Source organism: Shimia marina, assembly GCF_001458175.1.
Classification (GTDB): Bacteria; Pseudomonadota; Alphaproteobacteria; order Rhodobacterales; family Rhodobacteraceae; genus Shimia; species Shimia marina.
Genome location: NZ_CYPW01000008.1, coordinates 51873 through 66603, shown reverse-complemented (window position 1 = coordinate 66603; position 14731 = coordinate 51873). Strand labels below are relative to the sequence as shown.

At 59.5% G+C, this 14731-nt stretch carries 20 protein-coding genes; 10 read left to right on the top strand and 10 right to left on the bottom strand.

The features are described from left to right. Window positions 1–23 precede the first annotated feature (23 nt). A complete protein-coding gene (locus tag SHM7688_RS05990) occupies window positions 24–905 on the bottom strand; it encodes a recombinase family protein (RefSeq protein WP_058239101.1) in 882 nt (293 codons plus the stop codon). A 227-nt stretch (window positions 906–1132) separates the two neighbouring features. On the opposite strand from SHM7688_RS05990, the gene SHM7688_RS05985 reads away from it, so the two are divergent. Continuing rightward, on the top strand, window positions 1133–2200 hold the full coding sequence (locus tag SHM7688_RS05985; RefSeq protein ID WP_058239100.1) for a helix-turn-helix domain-containing protein: 1068 nt from the start codon (window positions 1133–1135) through the stop codon (window positions 2198–2200). Between the two features lie 70 nt (window positions 2201–2270). On the opposite strand, the gene petA is transcribed toward SHM7688_RS05985, so the two are convergent. Both petA and SHM7688_RS05975 read right to left on the bottom strand, forming a co-directional pair. Continuing rightward, window positions 2271–2828, bottom strand: coding sequence for a ubiquinol-cytochrome c reductase iron-sulfur subunit (gene petA / locus SHM7688_RS05980; protein ID WP_058239099.1), 558 nt, complete (start codon window positions 2826–2828; stop codon window positions 2271–2273). 108 nt (window positions 2829–2936) lie between these two features. Continuing rightward, on the bottom strand, window positions 2937–3461 hold the full coding sequence (locus SHM7688_RS05975) for a hypothetical protein (protein ID WP_058239098.1): 525 nt from the start codon (window positions 3459–3461) through the stop codon (window positions 2937–2939). 76 nt (window positions 3462–3537) lie between these two features. Here SHM7688_RS05975 and SHM7688_RS05970 point away from each other — a divergent pair, with 76 nt between their 5' ends. Next, a complete protein-coding gene (locus SHM7688_RS05970; protein WP_058239097.1) occupies window positions 3538–4101 on the top strand; it encodes a Crp/Fnr family transcriptional regulator in 564 nt (187 codons plus the stop codon). Here SHM7688_RS05970 and SHM7688_RS05965 read toward each other — a convergent pair. The 4 genes from SHM7688_RS05965 to SHM7688_RS05950 are packed head-to-tail and all read right to left on the bottom strand — an operon-like array spanning window position 4098 to window position 6608. Then, window positions 4098–4547 carry a DUF411 domain-containing protein gene (locus tag SHM7688_RS05965; RefSeq protein WP_058239096.1) on the bottom strand — a complete coding sequence of 150 codons (450 nt, stop codon included), beginning with the start codon at window positions 4545–4547 and terminating at the stop codon, window positions 4098–4100. The two genes, SHM7688_RS05970 and SHM7688_RS05965, sit on opposite strands and share 4 nt — an antisense overlap. Continuing rightward, window positions 4544–5557, bottom strand: a complete 1014-nt coding sequence (locus SHM7688_RS05960) for a cation diffusion facilitator family transporter (protein ID WP_083498972.1) — start codon at window positions 5555–5557, stop codon at window positions 4544–4546. The genes SHM7688_RS05965 and SHM7688_RS05960 overlap by 4 nt, the downstream gene beginning before the upstream one ends. Window position 5558: 1 nt before the next feature. Further along, entirely contained in the window at window positions 5559–6218 is a 660-nt protein-coding gene (locus SHM7688_RS05955; RefSeq protein ID WP_058239095.1) for a TVP38/TMEM64 family protein, read from the bottom strand. 3 nt (window positions 6219–6221) lie between these two features. Next, window positions 6222–6608, bottom strand: coding sequence for a DUF6010 family protein (locus SHM7688_RS05950; RefSeq protein ID WP_223229245.1), 387 nt, complete (start codon window positions 6606–6608; stop codon window positions 6222–6224). Window positions 6609–6853: 245 nt separating this feature from the next. On the opposite strand from SHM7688_RS05950, the gene SHM7688_RS05945 reads away from it, so the two are divergent. The 8 genes from SHM7688_RS05945 to SHM7688_RS05910 all read left to right on the top strand — a co-directional run bounded on the left by SHM7688_RS05945 (window position 6854) and on the right by SHM7688_RS05910 (window position 13683). After that, window positions 6854–7582, top strand: coding sequence for a response regulator (locus SHM7688_RS05945; RefSeq protein ID WP_058239093.1), 729 nt, complete (start codon window positions 6854–6856; stop codon window positions 7580–7582). 5 nt (window positions 7583–7587) lie between these two features. Further along, window positions 7588–9033 carry an ATP-binding protein gene (locus tag SHM7688_RS05940; RefSeq protein ID WP_223229244.1) on the top strand — a complete coding sequence of 482 codons (1446 nt, stop codon included), beginning with the start codon at window positions 7588–7590 and terminating at the stop codon, window positions 9031–9033. A gap of 121 nt (window positions 9034–9154) precedes the next feature. Further along, window positions 9155–9724: a L,D-transpeptidase gene (locus SHM7688_RS05935; RefSeq protein ID WP_058239091.1), complete on the top strand. Its 570-nt coding sequence runs from the start codon at window positions 9155–9157 to the stop codon at window positions 9722–9724. 125 nt (window positions 9725–9849) lie between these two features. Then, window positions 9850–10164, top strand: a complete 315-nt coding sequence (locus tag SHM7688_RS05930; protein WP_223229255.1) for a c-type cytochrome — start codon at window positions 9850–9852, stop codon at window positions 10162–10164. 198 nt (window positions 10165–10362) lie between these two features. Then, window positions 10363–11748: a multicopper oxidase family protein gene (locus SHM7688_RS05925; protein WP_058239090.1), complete on the top strand. Its 1386-nt coding sequence runs from the start codon at window positions 10363–10365 to the stop codon at window positions 11746–11748. Continuing rightward, window positions 11745–12221 (top strand): c-type cytochrome, encoded by a 477-nt coding sequence (locus tag SHM7688_RS05920; protein WP_058239089.1) that lies wholly within the window; start codon window positions 11745–11747, stop codon window positions 12219–12221. The genes SHM7688_RS05925 and SHM7688_RS05920 overlap by 4 nt, the downstream gene beginning before the upstream one ends. A 10-nt stretch (window positions 12222–12231) precedes the next feature. Then, window positions 12232–12960, top strand: a complete 729-nt coding sequence (locus SHM7688_RS05915) for a DsbA family protein (RefSeq protein WP_058239088.1) — start codon at window positions 12232–12234, stop codon at window positions 12958–12960. A gap of 54 nt (window positions 12961–13014) precedes the next feature. Further along, complete coding sequence (locus SHM7688_RS05910) at window positions 13015–13683, top strand: L,D-transpeptidase (protein ID WP_058239087.1); 669 nt, start codon at window positions 13015–13017, stop codon at window positions 13681–13683. Window positions 13684–13717: 34 nt separating this feature from the next. Here the strand turns inward: SHM7688_RS05910 and SHM7688_RS05905 are convergent, their stop codons facing one another. The 3 genes from SHM7688_RS05905 to SHM7688_RS05895 are packed head-to-tail and all read right to left on the bottom strand — an operon-like array spanning window position 13718 to window position 14553. Further along, window positions 13718–13987 carry a hypothetical protein gene (locus tag SHM7688_RS05905; protein WP_058239086.1) on the bottom strand — a complete coding sequence of 90 codons (270 nt, stop codon included), beginning with the start codon at window positions 13985–13987 and terminating at the stop codon, window positions 13718–13720. Between the two features lie 8 nt (window positions 13988–13995). Beyond that, window positions 13996–14208 carry a heavy-metal-associated domain-containing protein gene (locus SHM7688_RS05900; RefSeq protein ID WP_058239085.1) on the bottom strand — a complete coding sequence of 71 codons (213 nt, stop codon included), beginning with the start codon at window positions 14206–14208 and terminating at the stop codon, window positions 13996–13998. A 51-nt stretch (window positions 14209–14259) separates the two neighbouring features. Further along, on the bottom strand, window positions 14260–14553 hold the full coding sequence (locus SHM7688_RS05895) for a hypothetical protein (RefSeq protein ID WP_058239084.1): 294 nt from the start codon (window positions 14551–14553) through the stop codon (window positions 14260–14262). Between the last annotated feature and the right edge of the window lie 178 nt (window positions 14554–14731).

The following is a 14731-nucleotide window of genomic DNA, read 5'->3' as shown; positions in this document are numbered from 1 at the left end:
TTAGGCCAACACAAGTGTCGTGTTCACAGGAGCCCCAACTTTTTCGCACGCTCAAGCAGCATTTTGACCGAAGACGGCTGCCAGCTAGTGCGGCCTCGAGGGGTGCGCTCACGCATCGATTCTAGCCGGTCGCAGATCGCCTGCAGTGTGATTTCGGGGTCCGAGCCTTTGATGGCAGCCACGATAGCCGGCAGGCGGTCATCGGTTTCGCGGCGTCCGGCGCGGCCAAGGACTTCATCTGGTAGAAACCCGTCGCGGACATAGGCTTTCACAGCACGAAGTAGGCGGCTTTGGGTCCAGTGCCGGTCGTGGGGCAGGGGGCCATTAATGATTCGCAAAACATCTTCCCAGGCCATATCCGGCCGTAGGCGTCGCACGTGGGGCACCCAATCCTGCGCGGTTTCGTTCAGGCGCTCCATGTAGCCGTCCTGTCGTGCCAGCCGCACCTTGCGCAGCGCGTCGGGGTCTTTGGTGCGAAGCCCAGGATTGCCACCAACGCGCCCTTTGGCGCGCGCAGAGGCAAGCCCGGCCTTTGTGCGCTCACGTATCAGCGCGCGCTCGAACTCGGCCGCGGCGCCCAGAACCTGCAATGTGAATTTTCCTTGAGGGGATCCGGTGTCGATCGGGTCCTGAATGGAACGAAAGAACGCTCCCTTGGCCTCCAGACGTTCGATCACCTCCAGCAAGTGCGACAGAGACCGCGCAAGCCGGTCGATCCGCACAACGACCAGCGTATCGCCGCTCTGAACGCGTTCGAGCAAACGCGCGAGTACAGGACGCGCGCGATTGCCGCCTGAGGCGTGCTCTTCAAAGATCTCGGCACAGCCCGCAGTTTGCAGGGCCTCAGACTGGGGCAGGGGGGTCTGATCCTCTGTCGATACGCGGGCGTAGCCTATCAGGGGCATGAAAATCGGCCGTTTGCAATTTCATATACCGTTACTAAACGACCGTTTGTAAACGAATGCAAGTAGGTGCTCTCTCGTCGCGCTCGTCCAAAAACCCTTGATTTCCTTGCGCTGAGTGCGATCTGAGAGATTTCACCGGCAGTTGCGCGCGCGTACAATATAAAGAACGAAGGCAACCGCCAAAAAAATCACTTGGGTAATGTGCAAAAGAACAGTATTTTGCACACATGAAGACGCAAGCATCCGCTTTTACGGATAATATCAATGACCCCATCATCACTAACGAGGAGGATGAAGAGGCTCACGAAGAGGATCTCTGGTTTCTGCCGGGACCACCCGAAGAAGAACCAGATGATTTGCCTCCCGGGCCGCGAGCGGAACCGCCAGACACTGCCGTCATCGAAGACTGGGCGAAGGCAGAAAGCGTTCACGCTGCGCGACTGGCACGCGTGGCTGGACGTCTGGGTGCTCTGGATGACCGGCTGCTGCGCGGCCCCAAAGGCTGGCGGCATCGCCTCGCTTTGATCGAGGCAGCGAACCTCAGCTGGTTCGCAGGGGATAGGGTGAGCTCTGATCGTCTGGCGCTCTGGATATCGATGCGGCTATCAGGTGCACAGGATGACCAATACGCCCTTGCAAGAGTTGGATGGGCTGTTCGGCGCCTGACAGGCGGTCCCGGACCGAAGGCTGACTTGGCGGCTTTCCTGGACCGCCGGGATCCCGAGAACATTGAAGGCAGCGCTGAGCGTTTCGAAGATCGCGCGGGCGGATGGTTGGACGTAATGGCGGCAGCAGCCCAACTCCACCCAATCACGCGGGCTTGCATGGGCTTTCATCTCTGGAGCCTGGCCGGCCTCGGACAGCACGGCAATCAGATGGAAGCCGCCGTCACCGCATCCAGGATCGCGGCCAGCGATGGAAGCGGCGCCATCTTCGCGCCGCTCGCCTTGGGCGGGGCAGGGGGGCTACGTGTGTCGGGTTTGCCAGCCGAACGCTTGCCACGCTGGTTGGATGGGATGAACAGCGCAATTCTGGCGGCGATGCGAACGCTTGATGATATTGAAGCGTGGAACGGGCGGGCAGAAAACGTCATGGAGCAACTGTTTGGTCGGACGCCAGCCGCCTTGCGAAAGGTTCTCACGGGGTGGCCTCTGGTCTCCGCCCCAATGGCTGAGGCAATAACCAAAGCTAGTCGCTCCGCTGTTCAGCGAAATCTGGCGTGGATGGAAGAAAGCGGTTTGATCCGCGAGGTGACTGGGCACGGGCGATATCGTATGTGGTGTATTGCACACTAAGCTTACCGGCAACCATCTGAATTATGCTCTGAATTCAGGCTGAAAATATATGGTCAGCCATTGAAGTGCGTCACCCGAGCGTCAGCACCATGTTGTCGGACAAGGCCAGAGGTGGAATGTGCAGGTTCTCCGGCGCGGGCCCTTTGCGAATACGTCCTGCGGTATCATAATGCGACCCGTGGCACGGACAGAACCATCCCCCGAAATCACCTGCACCATCGCCTAGCGGAACACATCCCAAATGCGTGCAGACACCGATCATCACCAAAAAGGCGTCATGGCCCGGAATGGCGCGGTTCTCATCCAGGGCTGTGGCCTCGCCGGGAAGATTGGGATTGCGCGCATCGGTGTCCGGCAAGGCAGAGACCGCCTCTTCACGCGCCTGGGCCATCTCAGCTTGCGTTCGGTGGCGGATGAAGACGGGCTTTCCGCGCCAATTGACGGTCAGTTGCGTGCCTTCCGCGAGCCCGGAGATATCCACCGAAATCGTCGCCAGAGCGCGCACATCCGCCGAAGGGTTCATCTGATTGATCAGCGGCCAGAGCGCCGCACCGGAGACGACCACGCCCGCGCCAGCAGTGGCAAAATACAGGAAATCCCTGCGTTGAGTGTCATCAGACGCTTCCATATCATATGGAGTGTGCAACCTTCCTGCGCCGGAAGGTCAACGCAGGTTTTGTAACGTTTTGTCTGCCAACCAGGGGCTGTCGCAAAGAAACTGTGGCCGATCATCGATTCAGTCATGGGGCGGTGCACCTTTTGCCATCATGAGATGATGCTCTTGGTGATGCGCGCCGATGGTCATCAGCCCGAAGAACCCAAGACCCTGTATCTGGTCGGTATCGCCATCAACGACGAGGGCAACACCATCACCAAGCTCCTCTGTCGTGACTGCCCAACCTGTCTCGGCCGCCAAAAAAGGCGCATGGGCAGGCACCATGGCGCGAATGGCTTCGAGGACGCGCGGTGCCCCCCGGATTTCGAACCGGATACCGGCGGGCCGCACACTGCGGGTAACCTCGGCCTCCATCGTTATAAGTTCCATGTCCACGAGATGTCGCCTCAGAGCTGCAATATCGACATTCGCCCAATCGGTTTCCGGATCGGCGCGCAATAGCGCCACGATCTCGGCCATGGCGGCAAATGCCGATTGTCCGGTTTCCTGCGGATTTGGCATCGCATGCCCGGTCGCAGAATGGCTGTGCTGGGCCGCGACGGGCCCCGACAAAGACAGGGCAAACAGAAGAGCAACAAGGCGCATGGCGGGATCCTCTTGAACGGCACGATACCGATTTTTCCTAGCACGCAGGCCTGCTCTAGAATATGACTTCGATCATATGTTGCCTGAACCCTATGATCTCCTCCCGACAACTGCGCTTTCGCCGCAATCGGTTGCCGCTGGCGACGTGCTCTTTCGACAGGGTACACGGACCCGTGGCCTTTATGTGCTGAAGAGCGGGCGTGTGCATCTCGAGCGGGTCGGTCCGAATGGCGAGCGCCTCATCATTCACAGGGCGGGACCGGGGACCAGCTTTGCTGAAGCCTCGGTCTTTTCAGAGCGCTATCATTGCGATGCCATCATAATGGATGCAGGCGAGTTGGTCCGGATCGATAAATCCGCGGTTCTCGCCGCTTTTGGAAACCCGGACTTCGCGCGGGCCTATGCGTGCCTAGCGGCCCAACAGGTTCAGGCGCACCGGCAAATCATGGAAATAGTCGGCATCCGCCGCGCTGAGGATCGGGTGATGGCGGGGATCGTCGCGGGTTTTCTGGATGGCACCGTTGTTGATTTTGCTGTGCGCCTTCAGCTGACGCAGGAAACCACCTACCGCGCACTGCGGGCGCTGGTCGAAGCGGGTCGAGTCATAAACCCGTCCCGCGGGACCTACCGATTGGCCTAGCTATGACTGGCAAAGACCGATGTCGCGCCATCGCGCCCGACAAGCAGCGTATCGAAGGTGTCTCCGGCACCTGGACCGCCCATACCGGGGGAACTCATCGGCATACCCGGCACGCTCAGCCCGCGCGCCGTGGGTTGCTCCGAGAGAAGCCGGGCGATGTCTTCTGCCGGCACATGGCCCTCAATGAAATAATCGCCGACCACTGCGGTGTGGCACCCGGTCAGCTCCGGGGCGATCTGGAGCCTGTCTTTCAGCGCGTAAAGGGTGTCTTGGTCGACATCCTGGGCCTCGATTTGAAACCCGGCCTGCCTCACATGATCGACCCAGGCGGTGCAGCATCCACAGGTCGGGGTTTTGACAACCTTGATGATGGGCCCGCCATCGGCCATGGCCGGGAGCGCGATTGTGGCGGCAGCACCGGTCGGCAAAAAGCTACGTCGTTTCATCTGTCGTTTCCTCTTGAATTCTGTTCGAGATTAGCATCCGGAGCGGCACTGTCGAGGTGATCGTGATGCGCGGTTGGTGCATGAAGCTCTGCCTGCGGCCCCATCGATTGTGTGACGTCCAAATCATCTGCATAGCGCTCGTCGAGGCAATCCGTTTCAAGCTGAAGCGTCACCATGTGAAACCCATGATGCTTGATCAGGTGCGTATATGCGGCCTCAAGGATGCGCGCGGCATCGGCAGGGACTGCGTGACGCAGATGGGCCGAGAAGGCATGCTTGCCACTGGTCAGTGTCCAAGCGTGGACATGGTGAACATCAAGAACGCCGTCCTGCGCGCGCAGATCGGCGGTCACGGCCTCGAGATCAGTGTCCTCAGGTGTCCCTTCCAACAGAATATGCACCGCCTCGCGGATTACTCCAACCGAGGCCCAGAGGAGCACGACCCCGAAGCCCATGCCGAGGATCGGGTCGATCGCCAGAAAGCCGGTGAACTCGATGACAAGCGCGGTCACGATGATCAACAGGCTGCCGACGAAGGTCTGGATGATGTGCCAGAGGGCCCCGCGGGCGTTCAGATCATCCTGGCTGGATTTCCACATCAGGCCGAGCGAGATCACCTCGGTGACCAAGCCGCCGAAGGCCACCCAGAGCATCGGTCCCGTCGGCAGATGGATCGGACTTCCGAGCCGCATCGCCCCCATCCAGATTACCAGAAGCGCCATGCCGAGAAGAAAGCCGCCGTTCACGAGCGCGCCAATGATCTCGGCGCGATACCACCCGTAACTGCGCGCCATATCCGCCGGGCGGCGCGCGATCCGTTGCGCGATGATGGCGACAAGCACACCGCCTACGGCGGACAAAGTGTGAAACGCATCCGACAGAACCGCGATTGATCCGGTCCAGAGCCCAACTGCAAGTTCGATCAGGAAGTATATGCCGGTCAACCAGGCAGATATAACCAGAGCCTTGCCCGAAGACGGCATATGTCCTGTGTGTGAATGAGCGGCCATATCAGATTTCCTTTTTTGCAGTGTGGGTGCCGCGCCAGACCGCAAATAGGGCGGACAGCGCAGTGAACCCGCCGAGCGCAAGGGCCGTCCAGGTGGCGGTTTGCACGTCGCCATTCATGGCCTCGCTGCCGAGATGAGCGAGCAAGAAGCTTGCCGGAACGATCCCTGCGAGTGTCGCCAGGGCAAACCGCCAGAGATGCAGGACGCTCAACCCTGCGGCGTAGCTGACCATGTCGAAAGACAGGAATGGCAGCAGCCGGCTACCAAACACCAGAAGTGTCAGAGTATTCTGTGATCCCAGAAGTCCGCGTCCGATCTTCTCGTCGATATGGCGTTCCACAAAAGGGCGCCCGAGCCCACGCGCGAGCAGAAACGCGACAAGCGCGCCAAGCTCTGCGCCGAGCACGACGAGCAAGGTTCCGAAGGTGTGACCGTAAGCGGCCCCGGCCGCGAGTGCGATCGGCGCCGATGGCAGGGGGCTGGCCACGATCGCCAACGTCATGAGCGCCACGACCAGAACCGGGCCAAGAAATCCAGCCGCATCGATCCAGCGCCGCAGGTCATCGCGCCCCGGCAGATCGATGTCGAGGCCCACAAGGTTCGGACGCGCCAAAACAAGTAGCACCAGCCCCAGAAGGACGAGAACGACGACACGTACCATGGGCTACCTCGTGTAAAGCAGCACCAGAAAGGCTGCCGCCATCAGGTCGAAGACAACGCAAAACGGGATATACCAGTGCGGGACCCGGGCAAGGCGGCCCAGATTGTGATGGGCCAGATCCCACAACGCATGGACGGCAAGGCCCAGAGGCAAGGCCACCCAATGCCAGAGAAGGCCCGATACGGCTGCCGCCCCGAAAAAAACGGCGACGCCGAGCTCAAACCAGAACACGGACCGACGGCCGTCGGCGGCACCGAACCCGATATAGGCCCCGCCGATCAGGGCCAGTGTGACCGCCGCCAGGGCAAGCGAGTCGTCCGTTTCAAGAAGAAAGTGGGCGGGCATTGTGACCACAAAAAGCGCCAAACCGATCCACGCGGGTGCAGCCATGGCTTGATGCGCTGAGTTGGAGGGTTTCTGCCCCGATGGGTCTGGTCGTGCGACTATCATGTCACATCAGGTGGGACTTCTAGTAACTGGAAGGTCAAGACGGATCAGACCGATTGATACATATTGCGACAAACGAAGTGCGGGTCTTTCCCGAAAGAATAATCTATTCTGAGTGGTATGGAATTTGATCTATTGAACAGACGGCCGAACGGCCAGAGGTGCCGATTTGCGGAGCCCGATCGCTGATGGCGTCGTCGGCGCATATCCTGGTCGTCGATGATCATGCAGAGATCCGGCACTCCGTGACACGCTACCTGGAGAAAAATGGGCTGCGCGCGACGGGAGCCAAAAGCGCGGGTGAGATGGATGCACGATTGGGCCAGGACAAATTCGATCTGATCGTGCTCGATATCATGATGCCGGGAGAGGACGGGCTCGCGGCCTGCGCACGGTTGCGCCGGGAGCAGCAGCAAACGCCGATTCTCATGCTGACGGCGCTCGGCGACGATGACGCTCGGATCAAGGGTCTCGACACCGGTGCGGATGACTATCTGGCCAAGCCTTTCAATCCGCGCGAGCTTCTGGCCCGGATCAATGCGATACTGCGCCGCGCGGGAGACGGATACGCACCCCATGGCGGAACATTCGCGGGTAAGCGGGCCGTGTTTGCCGGGATCACATTCGATCACGACGCCGGTCAAGTCATTTGCCCCGATGGCACGGTCAATACACTGACCACGGCGGAAGCAAAGCTGCTGACGGTCTTGCTGGAGCGTCCGCGGGCGGTGATCGGACGGGATGAGCTTCTGGAATTGAGCGCCGGCCGTGTCGCCGGACCACTTGACCGTACCATCGACAATCAGGTTTCGCGCCTGCGCCGGAAAATCGAACCCGATGTGCTTCGCCCTCGAATCATATCGACGGTGCGCAATGGTGGGTATTGTCTGAACTGTGATGTGGAGATCGAGGCCTAATGCAGATGGGGTTCCGCTCACAGATCGCCCTTTTGGTGGTGGTGGTCCTCTTCGTTGCGCAGGTCGTGGGTCTGTGGCTTTTCGTCGACGAACGTTCGCTTGCCGTGCAAGCGGCCATCGGCAGTGAGGCAGCTGGGCGCGCCGCGAACGTTGCCCTTCTGATCGAGGAAGCCCCTCCAGAGCTGCATGACGACATCGTCGCGGCCGCGAATTCGCCCTTAGTACGTTTCGATCTTGCTGATAGCCCTGCGGTGACACATACCCACCACAATGAAAATGGCGCCGTCGAAGCGCGCGTCCGTGCGCTAATGAACGATGCCTACAGCCGGGAAATCCGGATTGAAGTGCATGAGATTGAGCAAGGTCTTCTACCGCTTCCGAACCTGTCTCCGGAAATGGCCGAGATGCACGCGGAAATGATGCAAGGCACGCTTGCAGCCATCGAAATGGAGGTCTCGATCGCAATCTCCGGAGGCCAGTGGTTGAACGTTGCCACTCGGTTCGAGCGACCGCCGATCCAATGGTCTTGGGCGTCTACGCTTTCCCTTGCGCTAACGGCGGCAGGATTGCTGCTGGCTATATTCTGGTTCCTGCTCACGCGCCTGACGCGTCCCCTAAATGACCTTGCCGCGGCGGCGGAGGAGTTCGGGCGCGGTGGCGGGCAGGGACCCCTCACGCCGGTTGGCCCAAAGGAAGTGCACAATCTTACGACCGCATTTAATGACATGCAAATGCGTCTGGCCCGCTTCGTCACGGACAGGACGCATATGCTGGCAGCCCTGGCCCACGACTTGAGATCGCCACTCACCGCGCTCAGGGTTCATGCCGAGATGGTGGAGGATGCGGAGACCAAGACCGGCATCACGGCCTCTCTCGGCGAGATGCAGGATATGGTTGAGGCCACACTGGCCTATGCACGCGGTGTGGGTCAGGACGAAGCCCTGAAGCGGATCGAAATTGGCACGTTCCTGACCGACATTCGGGACGCGGCCCACGCTGCGTTGGACGTACGCCGAGGACCCGAGGCAATAGTGCAGATCAAGCCCAAGGCGCTGCGCCGTGCCTTGCGCAATCTCATCGACAATGCGGGGCGGTACGGGTCCAACCCAACCCTATCCTGGCGCATTTCTGACGGCAGCATCGAGATTTTGGTCGAGGACAGTGGACCCGGGATCCCGGACGACCGCTTGGGCGATGTGTTTCAGCCCTTCCTGCGCTTGGAAGGATCGCGCTCGCGCGAAACCGGTGGCCATGGGCTGGGCCTTTCAATCGCCCGCAGCATCGTTCTGCAACACGGCGGCACGATCACCTTGTCGAACCGCGCGGAGGGTGGGCTCTGTGCGCGGATTGCTTTGCCCGTGACTGCGGATCAAGCGGCGATGACACCCTTGTCCGAGCATTCGGAGGTGCGCGCCGAAGCCGGATTTTCGGCCCCGATCAAAAAGGCCTAGGCTCGCCGTCCAACCGGTGGGTTGATACATAATCTTACAAAATTCTGGCTCTCCCTGCGTTTCGCCGCTTGCTGATCTTCGATAGAAAACAAGGCGTTCGACATGGAAACGAGGCAGAACCATGCAGGCAAGAAATCGACCCCTTCGGTCACGTCGTCAGCTGATCGGCGGCATCGGTGCGACGCTCCTGTTCGCACCGTCGGTGCTGCGCGCCGAAACACGCGCATCGGTTCGGCGTAACGCATCAAGCTTCAGAACCCACGATTGGCAAGACCACTTCGATCGTCTGGGCAAAGGCATCATTATTGCGGATACCAATTCCCGGGCGCTTCAGCAGTGGACCGCTGATGGTGAAATGTTTCTCTATCCGACATCTGTTCCAATGACGGATGAGCTGACGCAGCGAGGCTATACTGAGATCGTCTTCAAAGATCCCGAGCCAGATTGGACGCCCACGCCATCTATGCGCGAACGCGATCCATCCTTACCGGCCTACATGCCGCCGGGTCCGGACAATCCGCTCGGGGTGCGGTCGCTGCATCTGACATGGCAATACTATCGCATTCACGGGACACACGATACGCGCAAAATTGGTCGGCGTTCGTCGAGCGGCTGCATCGGCCTCTACAACGAGCATATCATTGAAGTCTTCAATCGGACGCCGGTCGGAACTCAGGTCAAGTTGATCTGATGGGGCGTTACGTGACCTTTTCCATTGCCCTTGCGGTGGTTCTTGCCATCGGCGTCTGGTGGACAGGACCAACCGGTGATGAGGTGGCGACGAGCGCGGAGAACGCGTCTCGCACCAACGGTCCCATGGTCGATGTCGTTTTGCCGGAAACGCTGTCCGCCAACGCGGAGATCGGCAAATTGGCCTATGATGCTAAATGTGCAGTTTGCCACGGTGCAAATGCCGCCGGGCAGGACGGTGTGGCGCCTCCTCTGGTGCACAAGATCTACGAACCCAGCCACCATGGGGATGCCGCCTTCCTTCTGGCGGCCAAGAATGGTGTCCGTGCGCACCATTGGCGCTTTGGGAACATGCCTCCGGTCGAAGGTGTCACCGATGGCGATGTTAAAATGATCATTGTTTATGTGCGTGAGTTGCAACGCGCAAATGGTATAAATTAACCGAAAGAACCAACTAAGGACGCCACTTGAAATACAGTTTGACAAAGGTACTTTGATTGCCGCCAACCGCTGCGCAAGCGCTGGCTCATTTCGTGAACGAAGCTGAGACCTTTCAAGATCGACGTCTTTGGATTGAGTTCACCACTGGGTCATGTTGCTCGTCACGACCGTCTTCGCAATTATCCTGCAGGTGCCACCATGAACATAACAAAACGTGACTTTCTTAGGATAGGTGCAGCGGGTTTGGCGTGCATGCCCAATTCGCTGTCTGCGCAAACGGATTTGCTTTCTATGACAGCCCGGGTCGCGGATATTCAGCTTTTGCCTGACGACTACGGAAAAACGCAGATTTGGGGGTTCGACGGTATCGCACCGGGCCCGGAAATCCGCGTCAAGCAAGGCGCACGGGTACAGAGGCGTATTGTTAATGATTTGCCCGATCCGACATCGACCCATTGGCACGGGATCCGCATCGACAACGCGATGGATGGGGTGGCCGGTCTAACGCAGGACGCCATTCGACCCGGCGACAGCTTTGGCTATGATTTTGTTGCCCCCGACGCGGGCACCTATTGGTATCACGCGCACAACCGCTCGTTCGAGCAGGCCGCACGTGGTCTTCAGGGTGCGCTGATCGTCGAAGAGCCGGAGCCGATCGATATTGACCACGAAGAGGTCCTGATCCTCGACGATTGGCGCATCGATCCGGAGACTGCCCAGATCGCGGATACCTTCGGAGCGATGCATGACCTTAGCCATGCCGGGCGCCTTGGAAACTACAAAACAACGAACGGCGTCTATAATCTTGCAAAGACCGTGAAACGGCATGAGCGTCTGCGCCTGCGGCTGATCAATGCGTCCAACGCCCGGATTTTTCAACTCGCGCTGGAGGGGCTCGAAGGTTGGATTGTGGCCTTGGACGGGATGCCTCTGGCCGTGCCGCAGCCTGTGGAAGGTCCATTCTTGCTGTCGGCGGCGCAACGGGTGGATCTGATCGTAGACGTGACCGCAGAGGTCGGCAGCGCAGGCCACATCGTGCAATTGAGCCGCGATGAAAGCTTTTCTCAGGTGGCTTTCGAAGTGAGCGGCGACGGTACACGCGCGCGGCGCGGAACGCCTCAACCCCTGCCGCCGAATGCCCATGCCATGCCCGATCTGGCATCGGCAAGGGACATCGCCTTGCTGATGGAAGGGGGGGCCATGGGCGGCATGCGCGGTGCCATGATGGGCGGTCGCATGTCTTCGACGCGTGACATGATGGAGGCAGGAAACTTCTGGGCCTTCAATGGCGCGGTGGGGGGCATGGATGGTCCAGCACTGGCGGAACTGTCGCGTGGCGAGACCGTTCGGCTGAAGATCACCAATGACACATCGTTTCCGCATGCCATGCATCTTCATGGCATGCATTTTCACGAGATCGCACCCGATGGCAGCCTCGGCGCGCTGCGCGACACCACGCTGCTCGACCGGGGCGAAGTGCGCGACATTGCCTTCGTGGCGGATAACCCCGGCAAATGGCTGCTGCATTGTCATATGCTGTCGCACGCGGCCTCCGGCATGATGACATGGGTCAGTGTGGCATGAGGGGTCTGGCGGCCATCCTCGGCATTGGTGTCCTGGCAGCACTCGGAGCGGCGGCTTATGTCTGGACCGGGTCTGCCGACGATGTCCAAAACGGAGTGATGCCGGAGAGCGTCGATCTCGTCGCCGGCAAGGCGCTCTATGCTGAGACATGTGCCGCGTGCCATGGGGTCAATCTGGAAGGTCAAGAGAACTGGCGGAGTCCGGGCGAGGACGGCCGGCTTCCTGCACCACCGCATGATGAAACGGGTCACACCTGGCATCATAGCGACCAGGTTCTGTTCGACTACACAAAGCTTGGAGGCCGAGAGGTGATGGCCGCTCAGGGCATGGAGTTCGACAGCGGCATGCCCGGATTCGGCGACCAACTTTCCGACCAGGAAATCTGGAACATCCTTGGCTACATCAAGTCGACCTGGCCCGAGGAAATACAGGATATGCAGTACGAGCGCACCCATGGTGTGCCGGTGAACTAGGAGAACTCCCATGAAGATCGCAATGGCAATGCCGCTGGTCGCCCTTCTGCTTGCACCACTCGCGTCTCATGCTGACGCACTCAGCGAAGACCGGGTTAAGGAATTGGTTCTGGAGGCCATCCGGGAAAACCCCGAGATTGTCCTCGAGGCGGTTCAGATCATTGAACGGCGTGAACAGGAGCGGCAGGCGGCCGCAGCGGCGAGTGTCCTCTCCGAAAACCGCGATCTCCTCGAGAACGACCCGAACGCGCCGGTTCTCGGAAATCCTGAAGGCGACGTCACGATCGTGGAGTTTTTCGACTACAACTGCCCCTATTGTCGTCGCGTGAAGCCGCATATCGAAGCGCTCTTGGACGAAGATCCCAATGTGAGGCTGGTCTATCGTGAGTGGCCGATCCTCGGCGACGGCTCCGTTTTTTCCGCGCGCGCCGCATTGGCCGCCCGAGAGCAGGGCAAATACGAAGAGTTTCACTGGGCGTTGATGGGCATGCAGGGCCGAGCCGAGGAAGCGTCCGTCATCCAGGTCGCACAGGAGATTGGTTTGGATGTCGCGCAGCTGAGACGGGACATGCAGGCGCCAGAGATCGATGCCCATATCGCGGCGTCAATGGAGATGAGCAGCGCGCTCGGCTTCAATGGCACTCCATCCTTTGTGATCGGAGACGCGCTGGTTCCGGGGGTCATCGAGGCGGATCAGATGATCCGTCTTGCGCAGGAGGCACGCGCCGCAGGCCAATAGTTTCCTGACAATGGACGAACAGACACAGTCAAAACGAGTGAAAGAGGTATTTTGATGGCCAAACAGACGCGTCGGCACTTTGTGGTAGGGTCTGCAATGCTCTTTTCGGCACCGCTCGCCACGTCGATATCGGCAGCGCCCACGTCCCTGCGCGCGATGTGGGATGTCTGGGATGCGCAAGTCACGCCTCCGAGTTATGACCCCTCGACTTCCAATCCGTGGGGGGTTCATCCGCGGTTCCTTCCTGTTCGGGTGGAGGCAAAGGCGGGCCTCGTGCCGGGCGACATCCATGTCGATGCCGTTGCGCGCTACTTGTACCATATCGAGCCGAACGGCAGCACGGCGATGCGCTATGGCGTGGCCATCGCACGCGGGACATTGTACGAGCCGGGTATCTACACGATCCGGCGTAAAGCCAAGTGGCCCACTTGGCGTCCAACGGACGACATGATCGAACGCGAACCGGACCTTTATGCACAGCATGCGGAGGGGATGGACGCGGGGCCAACCAACCCATTGGGATCCCGTGCGCTTTATCTCTACGTGGGGAATCGGGACACTTATCTGCGTATTCATGGATCGCCTGAGCCGCGTTCGATCGGAGGTCGTGCGAGTTCAGGGTGCGTGCGCATGATCATGGCACATATCAACGATCTCTATCCCAACGTGGAAACGGGCAAAACCGCTCACCTGTATCCGCCCGAAGATGCGATCGGGGGCTAATGGGGCATCGTGATGTTGCTCAAAGCGTCTTGAACTAGCTCACCGCCTGGCAGATTGGATTGCCTTGTGACGTTCTGAGCGGCAACCAGGTCGCTTCGACCGGGCCGTTGTGCAAATACCAGAAGCAACTGTCATTCGGATCCAGCCGTACCTTGTTGAGGTTCTGGTATGGCGCAGCGAGACCGACGAGTGGTTCAGGCAATTCGGTGAAGGCACCGTCCGCATCGACCACCGGTGTCGTGGAACATCCGGTTAACAGATACGCACCAAAAAACAGGCCCAACGCCTTAGAGGTCCCGTTCATCCGGCTCTTCAATCCTCCGGACCTTCTCCCAGAGCGGTCGCCGGATAACCAGCTTCCGCAAGAACCTGAAGCAGGGCAGCCGAGGAGACTGTCGAGTCGATCTCTGTCGTGTGTGCAGCCAAATCCGTCCGGATGGTTGCGGACGGGTCTGCAGCCTTGACCGCTTTTTCGATAGCAGCAACGCAATGGCCACAGCTCATCTCTGGGACGTGAAATTTCATGGTGTATCCTCTTCTCACCCGTAGGAACTAAGGGTTCCAGTGGGTGGAAGGTCAAGCATCCGTCGATGTTGGAACAGGGGCTTTTGAGGGCACGGGTGCGTTGCTATCCGATGACTTGCTGCCTCCATGACAGGACTTCCCCATGAAGAAGAACATCACGCCATGTGCGCCGAGGCAAAGGGCGATTGGTGCCAAAACGCCCAAACTATCCTGCAAGCCAGAAAACGAGCCGCCGCGGGCAAAGAAAACAAGCAGCGGAAGCAGCATCACCGCGCAGCACACCCACATCCCGACGTGCATCATTTTTGAATTCTGTGGCTGCTGTTCCTGATCTGACATTTTCATCGGGCACTCTCCTGACCGGGGGATAGCGCACCAATGGCTTGTCCGACAAGTTTACAAATCGATACATTTCAATTGGAAACAGGGGGTTAGAGATGATTCAGGTTGATGCTGTGCCGATCACAAAAAGAAATCTCCGATGACCCCTTGAGCTTCCAGTTACTGGAAGCCCCATTTCTGC